Source organism: Actinobacillus porcinus, assembly GCF_901764995.1.
In the GTDB taxonomy this organism is placed as follows: domain Bacteria; phylum Pseudomonadota; class Gammaproteobacteria; order Enterobacterales; family Pasteurellaceae; genus Exercitatus; species Exercitatus porcinus.
The window spans coordinates 149,447-163,458 of sequence record NZ_CABFKI010000002.1; the positions used below are offsets into that span (position 1 = coordinate 149,447).

10 protein-coding genes are annotated in these 14,012 nt (G+C 42.0%); 8 read left to right on the forward strand and 2 right to left on the reverse strand.

Features of this window, described 5'->3' with window-relative positions:
- Positions 1-46: 46 nt before the first annotated feature.
- Both E7T07_RS02125 and E7T07_RS02130 read right to left on the reverse strand, forming a co-directional pair.
- Positions 47-1,459 (reverse strand): sucrose-specific PTS transporter subunit IIBC, encoded by a 1,413-nt coding sequence (locus E7T07_RS02125; protein ID WP_135709277.1) that lies wholly within the window; start codon positions 1,457-1,459, stop codon positions 47-49.
- A 728-nt stretch (positions 1,460-2,187) separates the two neighbouring features.
- Positions 2,188-2,670 carry a single-stranded DNA-binding protein gene (locus E7T07_RS02130; protein ID WP_135709278.1) on the reverse strand — a complete coding sequence of 161 codons (483 nt, stop codon included), beginning with the start codon at positions 2,668-2,670 and terminating at the stop codon, positions 2,188-2,190.
- Positions 2,671-2,832: 162 nt separating this feature from the next.
- Here E7T07_RS02130 and uvrA point away from each other — a divergent pair, with 162 nt between their 5' ends.
- From uvrA to hemW, 8 genes are all read left to right on the forward strand, one after another.
- Positions 2,833-5,664, forward strand: a complete 2,832-nt coding sequence (gene uvrA / locus E7T07_RS02135) for an excinuclease ABC subunit UvrA (protein ID WP_135709279.1) — start codon at positions 2,833-2,835, stop codon at positions 5,662-5,664.
- A gap of 94 nt (positions 5,665-5,758) precedes the next feature.
- Positions 5,759-6,694: a bifunctional riboflavin kinase/FAD synthetase gene (ribF, locus tag E7T07_RS02140; RefSeq protein WP_135709280.1), complete on the forward strand. Its 936-nt coding sequence runs from the start codon at positions 5,759-5,761 to the stop codon at positions 6,692-6,694.
- Between the two features lie 25 nt (positions 6,695-6,719).
- Positions 6,720-9,521 carry an isoleucine--tRNA ligase gene (ileS, locus tag E7T07_RS02145; protein WP_135709281.1) on the forward strand — a complete coding sequence of 934 codons (2,802 nt, stop codon included), beginning with the start codon at positions 6,720-6,722 and terminating at the stop codon, positions 9,519-9,521.
- 338 nt (positions 9,522-9,859) lie between these two features.
- Positions 9,860-10,348, forward strand: a complete 489-nt coding sequence (gene lspA / locus E7T07_RS02150) for a signal peptidase II (RefSeq protein ID WP_135709282.1) — start codon at positions 9,860-9,862, stop codon at positions 10,346-10,348.
- On the forward strand, positions 10,345-11,283 hold the full coding sequence (gene ispH / locus E7T07_RS02155; protein WP_135709283.1) for a 4-hydroxy-3-methylbut-2-enyl diphosphate reductase: 939 nt from the start codon (positions 10,345-10,347) through the stop codon (positions 11,281-11,283). The genes lspA and ispH overlap by 4 nt, the downstream gene beginning before the upstream one ends.
- A gap of 184 nt (positions 11,284-11,467) precedes the next feature.
- Positions 11,468-11,824: a ComEA family DNA-binding protein gene (locus tag E7T07_RS02160; RefSeq protein WP_135709284.1), complete on the forward strand. Its 357-nt coding sequence runs from the start codon at positions 11,468-11,470 to the stop codon at positions 11,822-11,824.
- Between the two features lie 91 nt (positions 11,825-11,915).
- Complete coding sequence (gene rdgB / locus E7T07_RS02165) at positions 11,916-12,518, forward strand: RdgB/HAM1 family non-canonical purine NTP pyrophosphatase (RefSeq protein ID WP_135709285.1); 603 nt, start codon at positions 11,916-11,918, stop codon at positions 12,516-12,518.
- Positions 12,519-13,682, forward strand: a complete 1,164-nt coding sequence (hemW, locus tag E7T07_RS02170; protein WP_135709286.1) for a radical SAM family heme chaperone HemW — start codon at positions 12,519-12,521, stop codon at positions 13,680-13,682.
- Positions 13,683-14,012: the final 330 nt, after the last annotated feature.

Here is a 14,012-nt window from a genome sequence, read left to right on the forward strand (position 1 = left end):
CGCACTTTTTATCGTGCGGTGTTTTATTTTTCTTTATTTCGCAGGATTACGCTTTGGCTTTTTCGCGTAAACCTAATACAATAGCGACACTAAACGCCACAACGAAAGAAATAAGCATACCAACGCTGTACATTCCCCAGTCGCCTGCACGAATTGACGCAATACCTACAAGACCTGCTGCACCAAGTGCGGTGGCTTTGACATTAAAGAATGCAATAAATGCTGCGGCTAAACCTGAACCGATCATAGCTGCATAGAATGGGTAACGATAACGTAAGTTCACACCAAACATTGCAGGCTCTGTGATCCCTAATAAAGCTGAAATGCCTGATGGAATCGCTAAACCGCGTGTTTTCGCATCTTTATTTAATACCGCAACCGCTAAACAAGCGGCACCTTGCGCAATATTAGACATTGCCGCAATCGGGAAAATAAAGGTAGCTGCTGTGCTGGCTAATAATTGAGTTTCAATGGCGATAAAGGTTTGGTGCATACCGGTAATAACGATTGGTGCATACAAACCACCAAATACACCGCCCCCCACAAAGCCCAGGCTGTCATATAACCACGTTAACCCTGAACTTAATAATTCACCTGCTTCACGACCAAATGGACCGATGATAGTGAACGCTAAGAAACCGGTAATGAAAAGTGAGAATAACGGTGTAATTAAGTTATTTAAAACCGATGGAACCACTTTCACAAAGAATTTCTCAAGGGTTGCTAACACCCAAGCCGCGATCAATACCGGGATTACCGTACCTTGATAACCCACGCGCTCAATTTCTAAACCAAAAATGTTCCATAATTGAAGGTTGCCTTTTGCTAAAGCTTCCGCATAGCCATAAGCATTGGTTAAGGCCGGGTGAACCAAAAGCATCCCCAAGGTCGCCCCCAAATAAGGGTTACCACCAAATTTTTTGGTTGCCGTAAAGCCAAGCAATACAGGCAAGAATACGAATGGGGCATTGGCGAACGTATCGATTAAGTTGGCAAGATCTTGATAATGCGGGTAAAGATCTAATAAAGATTTGCCTTCTTCAAATAAATCTTTGGCGGTAAAGATATTTCCAATCCCCATTAACAAACCGCCTGCCACGATAGCAGGGATAATAGGCACGAAAATTTCAGATAAGCCTTTGATTAAACGTTGAACAATATTTTGCTTCGGTGCTTGAGCCGCTGCTTCTTCAGCACTTGCTGAAGATTCACCGCCCATAATTTTTGCCATTTCCGCATAAACTTTGTTTACCGTCCCTGAACCGAAAATAATTTGATATTGACCGGATGTCGAAAATTGTCCTTTTACACCTTCAATATCTTCGATGCCCGCTTTGTCAATTTTTGATTCATCAGCCATCGTTAAACGTAAACGCGTAGCACAGTGAGCTAAATTAGCGATATTACCTTTACCGCCCAATTTATCGATCACTTCCTGCGCAATTTTGGGATAATTCATAGGTTGCTCCTAGGTTAATGAAATGCTGAAAGGATTTTATCGAAAAGTGCGGTGAGAAACTAGGAAATTTTGAATAAACACAAGAAAAAACCGCGAAAATCAGCGTTATAAGAAAAAAATGGATAAAAAAAGCAGGCCTAAGGGGAGCCTGCATCAAGGGGTTAACAAATGTATATTTGTTGTTATTATTGCCGTTTCGAGAGTAACTACGAAACGTAAAGAATTGTAAAGAAACTTAGAAAACTTGTCAACTAAAAAATATCACCTATTCTTATTTTCGTTACAAAAATAAATACTTAGCAAAAAATAAAATGTCAAGTTATGTAAAGAAATGTCAAGATGCGTTGTTATGTGCGGTTGTGTGCACAGAAAATACGGCAAAAAAAAGCCAGATTAGGGATATCTGGCTACTAAGGACTGAGAATAAAATATAATTATTTTTATGGGATTACTTTCCATTAAGGGCTATGAACAAGTAATCAACACCACGGACACCGCTACGCCCGTTAAGAGGGGTGTCGAAAGTACAAATGCAATGTTTCCTTGCGGCAATGGCAAAGAAATCCACAAAACTGAGCGCTTGAGTGGCTATTTGAGGGGAAAGACAAGAGAAAGATATAAAACAGCAAAAAATAAACCCACTTGTGACAGGAAGCCTGAAAAGGTGGGGCTGTCAGAGGCCTAAAATCCCAGCGGTTGCTGGGATTTTGTGTTTTATGTGTAAATCCTTAAAACGGAATTTCATCATCAAAGCTATCCATTGGTGGCTCTGGTTGTGCCGGTTTTTGTGGTGGTTGGCGTGGGGTGTTGTAAGTTTGTTGACCGCCGAAAGTATCTTGTTGTGCAAATCCCCCCTGATTACCACCATTGGTACTATTACGGCTGTCTAACATTTGCATCACATCGCCTTGGATTTCTGTGGTGTAACGATCTTGACCATTTTGATCTTGCCATTTACGAGTGCGTAAGCGTCCTTCAACATAAATTTGAGAACCTTTGCGAAGGTATTCGCCAACGACTTCAGCTTGACGGCGATAGAATACAATGCGGTGCCATTCAGTGATTTCACGGCGTTCGCCTGTATTACGGTCTGTCCAGCTTTCACTGGTTGCCACGCTGATATTGGCGACTGCTTCGCCATTAGGCATCGTGCGGATTTCAGGGTCGTTACCTAAACGCCCAACGATAATTACTTTGTTAACGCCTGCCATAAATTTCTCCTCGTTAATAAAATTTTTTTCTGTGAAAAGTGCGGTGTATTTTGCCTGAATTCCGAAAAAAGATCTATAAAAATTCACTGAATATTTTCACAGAGTATAAAATATGCGATAATCATTCCAATTTTTCAAATAAGTAGTTGTAAAACATTATCTATGGATCAAATCGATATTCGTGGGGCGAGAACCCATAATCTTAAAAATATTAATCTTACAATTCCGCGCGATAAACTGATTGTTATTACGGGGCTATCGGGTTCCGGTAAGTCATCCCTTGCTTTTGATACGCTTTATGCGGAAGGGCAACGCCGTTATGTGGAAAGTTTATCGGCTTATGCACGTCAATTTTTATCCTTAATGGAAAAGCCGGATGTAGATAGTATTGAAGGCTTGTCGCCAGCGATTTCTATTGAACAAAAATCAACGTCCCATAACCCGCGTTCAACGGTGGGGACGGTGACGGAAATTCATGATTACTTGCGTTTATTATTTGCTCGAGTCGGCGAACCCCGTTGTCCGCATCATGATGTCCCATTGGCGGCACAAACGATTTCGCAGATGGTGGATAAGGTGTTAACTTTGCCTGAAGAAAGCCGAATGATGTTGCTTGCACCTATTGTGAAAGGGCGAAAAGGGGAACATGTCAAGACCTTGGAACAGATTGCGGCGCAAGGTTATATCCGTGCACGTATTGACGGAGAAATTTGTGATTTGTCTGATCCGCCAAAATTAGAATTGCATAAAAAACATACTATTGAAGTCGTGGTGGATCGTTTCAAAGTGCGGTCAGATTTAGCCACAAGATTAGCGGAATCCTTTGAAACGGCATTAGAACTTTCAGGCGGTACGGCGATTGTTGCGGATATGGACAATTCTCAAGCAGAAGAGTTGATGTTTTCTGCCAATTTTGCTTGCCCACATTGTGGGTATTCCGTGCCTGAATTAGAGCCACGTTTGTTTTCTTTTAACAATCCGGCCGGCGCTTGTCCGACTTGTGATGGTTTGGGCGTGCAACAATATTTTGACGAAAGTCGCGTGGTTCAAAATGATGAAATCTCTTTAGCTAGCGGTGCGGTAAAAGGTTGGGATCGCCGTAATTTCTATTATTATCAAATGTTGAAATCCCTTGCAGAACATTATCATTTTGATATTGAAATTCCTTATGGGCAGTTGCCGAAAAAGATCAAAGACATTTTGATGAATGGTTCCGGCGAAGAAGAAATTCAGTTTACTTACTTAAACGATCGTGGCGATAAAGTGGTGCGTAAGCATCCTTTTGAAGGTATTTTGAACAATATGGCGCGCCGTTATAAAGAAACGGAATCCATGACGGTACGTGAAGAATTGGCGAAAAATATTAGTACTCGTCCTTGTCAAGATTGTTGCGGTTCGCGTTTGCGCCCTGAAGCGCGCCACGTATATATTGGTAAAACAAACTTGCCTGATGTGTCTGAAATGGGGATTGGTGAAGCTTTAGCCTTTTTCGAGCAGATGACATTGGAAGGGCAGCGTGCGCAAATTGCGGAGAAAATCTTAAAAGAAATTAAAGAGCGGTTGTCTTTCTTGGTGAATGTGGGATTAAACTATCTTTCCCTTTCGCGTTCGGCAGAAACCTTGTCAGGTGGCGAAGCGCAACGTATTCGCTTGGCGAGTCAAATTGGCGCGGGTTTGGTGGGCGTGATGTATGTGCTTGATGAGCCGTCTATTGGTTTGCATCAACGAGATAACGAACGCTTGTTAAATACGCTCATCCATTTACGTAATTTGGGTAACACGGTCATTGTCGTTGAGCATGATGAAGATGCCATTCGTGCGGCAGATCATATTATTGATATTGGGCCGGGGGCTGGTGTGCATGGTGGGCAAGTCATTGTGCAAGGCAATGCACAAGAGATTATGGCGAACCCACAATCCATTACGGGGAAATTTTTATCAGGCGCAGAAAAAATCGAAATTCCGGCAAAACGCACCGCACTTGATAAGAAAAAATGGCTGAAATTAAAAGGCGCCACCGGAAATAACTTAAAATCCGTGAATTTGGATATTCCCGTGGGATTATTTACTTGTGTTACAGGGGTTTCGGGGTCAGGAAAATCAACGTTGATTAATGATACTTTATTCCCTTTGGCACAAAATGCCTTAAATCGCGCGGATAATATTCATTTTGCACCTTATAAGTCCATTGAAGGATTGGAACATTTTGACAAGGTCATTGATATTAACCAAAGCCCAATCGGGCGGACACCGCGTTCAAATCCGGCAACTTATACGGGGTTATTCACACCGATTCGTGAGCTCTTTGCCGGTGTGCCTGAAGCGCGTGCCCGTGGTTATAACGTGGGGCGTTTTAGCTTTAATGTGCGTGGCGGACGTTGTGAAGCCTGTCAGGGGGATGGTGTGATTAAAGTAGAAATGCACTTCTTACCTGATGTTTATGTGCCTTGTGATCATTGTAAAGGGAAACGTTATAACCGCGAAACCTTAGAAATTCGTTATAAAGGTAAAACCATTCATCAAGTGCTAGACATGACAGTGGAAGAAGCGCGCGAATTTTTTGATGCCATTCCGGTGATCGCACGTAAATTGCAAACCTTAATGGATGTAGGGTTATCCTATATTCGTTTAGGGCAATCTTCTACCACATTGTCGGGCGGTGAAGCGCAGCGTGTGAAATTAGCCACGGAATTATCAAAACGTGATACAGGGAAAACCCTTTATATTTTAGATGAACCAACCACAGGTTTGCATTTTGCGGATATTAAACAATTATTGGAAGTCTTGCACCGTTTGCGCGATCAGGGCAATACCATTGTGGTGATTGAGCATAATTTAGACGTGATTAAAACGGCGGATTGGATTGTGGATCTCGGGCCTGAAGGCGGAAGCGGCGGTGGGCAAATTATTGCGACAGGGACACCTGAACAGGTGGCGGAAGTGGAAGGTTCGCACACAGCCCGATTCTTAAAACCTATCTTGGCGAAAAGATAAACAGACCTGAAGCTCTTGGCTTTAATCTTGTGGGATTTATGCGTATAATAGCGCGTATTTTTAACTTTCTATAAGCCGATAGGGTGAGCGCAGAATGCAATTAATTCGTGGAATGCACAATTTTAACTCAAAGCAACCAAGCTTTGCTCAAGGTTGTGCATTAACGATGGGCAACTTCGATGGCGTTCATTTGGGACATCAAGCCGTCTTAAAGCATTTGCGCGAAAAAGCAGATAGCCTAAATTTGCCCATGGTAGTCATGCTATTTGAGCCACAGCCGCGTGAATATTTTCAAGGCAACCAAGCTCCCGCGCGTTTAATGCGTTTGCGTGATAAACTGCAAGCCTTGAGTCAGCTGGGTGTGGATACGGTAATTTGCGTTAAATTTGACCGCACTTTTGCCCAACTTAACGCGCAACAATTTGTGCAAGATTGGCTGGTGAAAAAATTAAACGTAAAATTTCTCAGCATTGGCGATGATTTTCGTTTTGGTGCAAATCGCGAAGGGGATTTTGCCTTGTTGCAACAGGCTGGCGAGCAATTTGGATTTGTGGTGGAAGATAACCGCACTTTCCAATTAAATGATCAGCGCATTAGCAGCACAGCTATCCGCCACGCATTAGCCAATGATGATTTGGCTTTGGCTGAACATTTATTAGGTCGCCCTTATCGTATTTTTGGCAAAGTCGTACACGGTCAAAAATTAGGGCGAACTATTGGTTTTCCCACAGCAAATATTCGTTTACACCGTCAAGTTAACCCGATAAAAGGGGTTTATGCGGTAAAAGTGCGGTGCAAATGTGGTGAGATTTTTAATGGCGTAGCGAACATTGGTCAGCGCCCTACGGTCAATGGCGTAAAACAATTATTAGAAGTCCATCTCTTTGATTTTAATCAAAATTTGTATGGACAGGCGATAGAAGTGGAATTTTGTAAGAAAATTCGTCACGAAATGAAATTCCCCTCTGTCGATGACTTAAAAGCACAAATTCAAAAAGATGTGCAAGTGGCAAAAAATTATTTTCAATAAAATTTTATTTACAACGGTATAAAATATGTCTGAAGTTGATTACAAAAACACCTTAAACCTGCCTGAAACAGGTTTTCCGATGCGTGGGGATTTAGCCAAACGCGAACCTGCGATGTTAAAAAATTGGTACGATAAACAGTTGTATCAAAAAATTCGTCAAAGCACCAAAGGCAAAAAATCTTTCATTTTGCACGATGGCCCTCCTTATGCGAACGGAAGTATTCATATTGGTCACGCCGTAAATAAAATTTTAAAAGATATTATTATTAAATCTAAAACCGCGCTGGGTTTTGACAGCCCTTATATTCCGGGTTGGGACTGCCACGGTTTGCCGATTGAATTAAAAGTTGAAGCGTTGGTGGGGAAACCAAACCAAAAAATCTCAGCGGCAGAGTTCCGTGAGGAATGTCGTAAATACGCGCGCGAGCAAGTCGAAGGTCAGAAAAAAGATTTTATTCGTTTAGGTGTGTTGGGCGATTGGGATAATCCGTACTTAACCATGAATTTTGACACGGAAGCGAATATTATCCGTGCTTTTGGTAAAGCGGTTGCGAATGGGCACTTATACAAAGGCTCAAAACCTGTTCACTGGTGCTTAGATTGTGCGTCATCTTTGGCGGAAGCGGAAGTGGAATACGAAGATAAAACTTCGCCGTCAATTTATGTGCGTTTTGCGGCTGCCGATGAAAGTGCGGTGGAAAAATTGTTTAATTTAACGGAAAAAGGCAAGGGCAAATTATCCGCGGTGATTTGGACAACAACCCCTTGGACATTGCCGTCAAATAAAGCCATTGCCATCAATGCTGACTTAGAATATCAACTTGTTCAATTCAATGATGAACGTTTGATTTTAGCCGCTGAATTAGTGGAAAGCGTAGCGAAAGCAGTCGGCGTTGAAAGTTGGGCCGTATTAGGTTCGGCAAAAGGTGAGAGCCTTGAATTGTTGCAATTCAATCACCCATTCTATGATTATACGGTGCCGTTTATTTTGGGCGACCACGTGACCACAGATGGTGGTACAGGTTTAGTGCATACCGCCCCTGACCACGGTCAAGACGACTATGTGGTGGCGCGTAAATACAATATCGGTATGGCGTGTTTAGTGGGGAATGACGGTAAATTCACCGGCCAAACAGAATTTTTCGCAGGCTTAGGCGTATTTGAAGCCAACGGTAAAGTGCTAGAAAAATTGGAAGAAGTGGGCGCATTGTTAAAATTAGAAAAAATTCGTCACAGCTATCCACATTGCTGGCGTCACAAAACACCGATTATTTTCCGTGCGACACCACAATGGTTTATTGGCATGGAAACAAAAGGGTTGCGTCAACAGGCCTTAAGCGAAATTAAAAATGTGCGTTGGATTCCTGATTGGGGTCAAGCACGTATTGAAAAAATGGTGGAAAATCGCCCGGATTGGTGTATCTCACGCCAACGTACTTGGGGGGTGCCTGTTGCCTTATTTATTCATAATGAAACAGAACAACTTCACCCACGTACCGTAGAATTAATCGAAGAAGTGGCGAAATTAGTTGAGCAAAAAGGTATTCAGGCTTGGTGGGATCTTGATCCGAAAGACTTATTAGGCGATGAAGCGACAAACTATAGCAAAGTGCCTGATACGTTGGATGTATGGTTTGACTCGGGATCGACTTATTCAAGCGTGGTGGGTGCTCGCCCTGAATTTAACGGCAAAGCCGCGGATATGTACCTTGAAGGTTCAGACCAACACCGCGGTTGGTTTATGTCATCCTTAATGCTTTCAACCGCAACGGATAATAAAGCACCTTACAAACAAGTGTTAACCCACGGCTTTACAGTGGATGGTCAAGGCCGCAAAATGTCGAAATCTATCGGCAATATCGTGACGCCACAAGAAGTGATGGATAAATTCGGCGGTGATATCCTACGTTTATGGGTGGCGTCAACAGACTATACGGGCGAGATGACCGTGTCTGATGAAATCTTAAAACGTGCCGCTGATAGCTATCGCCGTATTCGTAATACCGCGCGTTTCTTGTTGGCGAACTTAAACGGTTTTGATCCAAAACGTGATTTAGTGAAACCTGAAGACATGATTTCTCTTGACCGCTGGGCGGTGGATTGTGCCTACCAAGCACAAGCAGAAATCAAAGAGGCTTATGATAACTATCAATTCCACACCGTTGTGCAACGTTTAATGCGTTTCTGCTCGGTGGAAATGGGATCGTTCTATCTGGATATTATTAAAGACCGTCAATACACCACCAAAGCAGATAGTCTCGCGCGCCGTAGTTGTCAAACTGCCTTATGGCATATTGCAGAAGCGTTGGTTCGTTGGATGGCGCCAATTCTTTCATTCACCGCCGATGAAATTTGGGGCTATTTACCCGGTGAGCGTAGTGAATTCGTCTTTACAGAAGAATTCTATAACGGCTTATTTGCCTTAGACGTTGACGCAGAACTTGACGATGTTTACTGGCAACAAGTACTGACGGTGCGTAACGAAGTTAACCGCGTGTTAGAACAGGCGCGTAATGATAAAGTTATCGGCGGTGGTTTAGAAGCAGAATTAACGATTTTTGCCGATGAAACTTTCTCAAGCCTGTTAAATAAACTGGAAAATGAATTACGTTTCGTAGTGATTACTTCAAAAGCCGAAGTGAAACCATTAGCACAAGCGGATGTGGCGGAAGGTGAAGTGAAAGGCTTAGCGATTAAAGCTGTTCGCTCTGCTAACCACAAATGCCCACGTTGCTGGCATTATTCAGACAGCAAAGATGAAAATTCACTTTGTTCTCGTTGTGAAGAAAACGTCAACGGCAATGGCGAAGTACGTAGATTTGCGTAAAATCTGACCGCACTTTAATTGCTCTCAGATAAATACCCCACACGAGCCGTGTGGGGTTACGCATAATTGAGCCGCTTTGCGGCTCTGAATTTATAAAAATAAATTGAGTATTATGTTGTATATTCCCCGTCTGAGTCGCCTGAGCGTTTTGAAAATTTTAGCAAAATTCAGTATGTCTGAGCGAAGCGAGTTCTGGAATTTTGCGTAAAAAAGTTTTCAAATAAGCGAAGAAAAGCAGCGAAGTCGGGGTGTGTTTCTTTTGCCTACTTTTCTTTGCACAAGCAAAGAAAAGTAGGTCGCCTTAAGGCGAAACTTACCTTTGAATAACAAGGAAAATTATGGAAAATAAAACATCAGGTTTATCCTTCCTCTGGTTAAGTGCGGTGGCTTTTATCCTAGATTTGCTCACAAAATATATTGTGACGCAAAATTTTGAGCTTTATGAAAGTGTGAATATTCTGCCAATTTTTAACTTAACCTATGCACGTAATACTGGTGCGGCATTTAGCTTCTTAGCTAATCATGATGGTTGGCAAAAATATTTCTTTATTGTACTGGCTATGGTCATTTCTGCGGTATTGGTTTATTTCTTAAAGAAAAATAGCACAAGCCAAAAGTTACAAAATTCCGCTTATGCTTTAATTATTGGCGGTGCCTTAGCGAATATGGTGGATCGCGCTTATAACGGTTTTGTAGTGGATTTCTTGGATTTCTACTGGCAAAACTGGCATTATCCTACGTTTAATGTGGCGGATATTGCGATTTGTATCGGCGCAGGTTTATTAGCATTAGATGCGTTCAAAAATCCAGAGAAGAAAAAAGAATGAAGATTATCTTAGCCAATCCGCGCGGATTTTGCGCCGGTGTGGATCGTGCAATTAGCATTGTAGAACTTGCCCTTGAAATTCATGGGGCACCGATTTATGTGCGTCACGAAGTGGTGCATAACCGTTTTGTGGTCAATGGGTTGCGTGAACGCGGCGCGATTTTCGTGGAAGAATTAGACGAAGTACCGGACGGTGCCATTGTGATTTTTTCCGCGCATGGTGTTTCTCAAGCGGTACGCCAAGAAGCCAAACGCCGCGAGTTGAAAGTTTTTGATGCCACTTGCCCATTGGTGACAAAAGTACATATGCAAGTGGCTCGAGCAAGTCGTAAAGGAACAAAAGCCATTCTCATTGGTCATGAGGGTCATCCTGAAGTACAAGGCACAATGGGGCAGTATGATAATGAAAATGGCGGTATTTTCTTAGTGGAAAGCGTAGAAGATATTGCCAAACTCAATATTAAAGATGACAGCGATTTAACCTTTATGACTCAAACCACGCTGTCCCTTGATGACACAGCAGAAGCGATTGCGGCGTTGAAAGCGAAGTATCCGAATATTCAAGGGCCGCGTAAAAACGATATTTGTTATGCGACCACTAACCGTCAACAAGCGGTGCGTGAATTGGCAAAACAAACGGATCTCGTTTTGGTGGTGGGCTCGAAAAATTCCTCTAACTCAAACCGTTTAGCGGAATTAGCAACCCGAATGGGTGTTCAAGCGCGCTTAATTGATGGTGCTGAAGATATCGATCCAAGTTGGCTTGAAAATGTAAATGCGATTGGTTTAACCGCGGGGGCGTCTGCGCCGGAAATATTAGTGCAGTCTGTGATTGCCCACCTAAAAGAACTGGGGGCAACGGAAGTGGAAAATCTGCAAGGCGTTGAAGAAAATATGTTCTTTGAAGTACCGAAAGAGTTACGCGTAAATGAATAAGGTGTCTGGGCGAACAAATTGTTCGCTCATTTTTTATGCCTAAATTATCCCTGTTTTTTACCGCACTTTTTCTATTTTTGTGATCTTCATTCCAAAAGCGCGGTGAATTTATTGTCAGTTTTCACAAAATCCTTGAAAGTACAGGCGTTGAATGCATATTCAACATCATAATCAAGGAGAAACTATGACATCATTGAAAAAATTATTGAGTACCACATTCGTCATTGGTACATTATTGAGCACAAATGCGTTAGCTGAAAATACCCCTGCAACGGCAGATTCTGCAACGACTGCGGTGCAGCAAGAATCTGTAGCACAAGTTCAACCCCAAGCAGCGGCTATTGGCGATAAGCTTAATATCAATACCGCAACAGTGGCTGAAATCCAAAAATCTTTGGTCGGCATTGGGGCGAAAAAAGCGGAAGCGATTGTACAATATCGTGAAAAGCACGGTAATTTTACCGCGGCAGAGCAGTTACTTGAAGTGCAAGGTATTGGCAAAGCCACCCTTGAGAAAAACCGAGATCGTATTGCATTTTAACCTATCTTTAACTTTATTAGCGGCATAGGAATATGTCGCTTTTTTGTTATAATGGCAGGCATTTTCAAAAGCGTTAAAAAAGGAAGAACGGATGAAACAAAAAATTGTGCTTGCTACAGGCAATAAAGGCAAAGTGAAAGAAATGGCGGATGTATTAGCTGACTTTGGTTTTGAAGTTGTTGCACAAACAGATTTAGGTATCGAAAGTCCTGAAGAAACCGGGTTAACTTTTGTGGAAAATGCAATTTTAAAAGCGCGCCATGCGGCAAAAGTATCAGGCTTACCGGCTATTGCAGATGACAGTGGTTTAGCGGTTGAAGCCTTAGGGGGCGCGCCCGGGTTATATTCTGCGCGTTATGCCGGCGTTGAAGGTGATAATGCAGACGCCTTAAATCGTCAGAAATTATTACAAGAATTAGCGGATGTCCCGGTCGAAAAACGTCAAGCTAAATTTGTGAGCTGTATTGTGTTGTTGCAACACGAAACGGATCCAACCCCAATTATTGCGGAAGGCGAATGTTTTGGCACGATTTTATTTGAAGAAAAAGGCAAAAATGGTTTTGGTTATGACAGCCTTTTTTATAGCCCGGAAAAAGGTTGTACCTTTGCTGAATTGGAAACCTTAGAAAAGAAAAAAATTTCTCATCGCGCTCGTGCTTTAACGGTGCTTAAAACCAAATTAAAAGGTGAATAATTGACGACTTTAACCTTACCGCCGCTCAGTTTGTACGTACATATTCCTTGGTGCGTACAAAAATGCCCTTATTGTGATTTTAATTCGCATGGGCAAAAAGGGGAAATTCCCGAACAAGATTATATTCAGCACTTGCTTGCAGATTTGCAACAGGATTTGAGCCGTTATGGGGAAAGTATTCAAGGGCGAAAATTAACGAGCATTTTTATTGGCGGCGGAACACCGAGTTTGTTTTCGGCTCAAGGTATTCGAGAGTTGCTTGAGGGAGTTCAATGTCTGCTTCCTTTTGCAGAAAATATTGAAATCACCCTAGAAGCCAATCCGGGCACGGTGGAAGCGGGGCGTTTTAAAGGCTATGTGGATGCCGGTGTGACACGGATTTCTATGGGGATTCAAAGTTTTTCCGATGAAAAACTCCGTGCTTTAGGTCGCATTCATAATGCGCAAGAAGCAAAAAGTGCGGTGGGATTTGCTCAAGATTTATTAGGGCAAGGATTGAAAAGCTTTAACCTTGACTTAATGCACGGTTTGCCTGAGCAAACGGTTGAGCAAGCCTTGGATGACTTACGTCAAGCGATTGCCTTAAATCCGCCTCATTTATCTTGGTATCAGTTGACCATTGAACCCAATACGATGTTTGCGTATCGTCCACCAATGTTGCCTGATGACGATGCCTTATGGGACATTTTTGAGCAAGGGCATCAACTGTTGCTGTCTGCAGGTTATCAGCAATACGAAACCTCCGCTTATGCTAAACCCGATTTTCAATGCCAACATAATTTAAATTATTGGCGTTTTGGCGATTATCTTGCCATTGGTTGTGGTGCACATGGCAAACTGAGTTTTACCGATGGGCGAATTATTCGTTTCTCAAAAACGAAACATCCTAAAGGCTATATGCGTGGTGAGTATCGTTATGAAGAAAAAAATATCCCTGAAACTGACCGCGCTTTTGAGTTTTTTATGAATCGTTTTCGTTTGCTTGAAGCCGTGCCTAAAGCAGAATTGACCGCCTTGACGGGGTTAGCGGAAAGTGAGGTTAAAAATGAGATCATTTGGGCGTTGGAAAAAGGTTATTTAATAGAAACTGAAACTCATTGGCAAATTACCGAACAAGGAAAATTATTTTTAAATGAATTGCTAGAAAGATTTCTTTCTGAATAGCTATTGAATAATTCTTGAACGTTGCAAACGATTGCTTTTATTGCTTTTTTTATTTGCTAAAAAAATCAGCAAAAAACTTTGATGTTTGTCACAAAATAATGATTTTATATTTGAAATAAATGTTCCATCAGTCTAATATGCCGCACAAAGTTTAGAGCTTATGGTATTTTAAATATCAATAATGATTTATTTAGAATTTCAGTAAGCTAGATGAAAAATATTGTTTCATAAATTGTCTATTTTTAGAACGATCATAAAGATGGCTGGTCAGCCTTTTTACGAATAAATTTCTCTATGAGAAATGGGGTGTTGTTCGTCTAAATTTTCCAT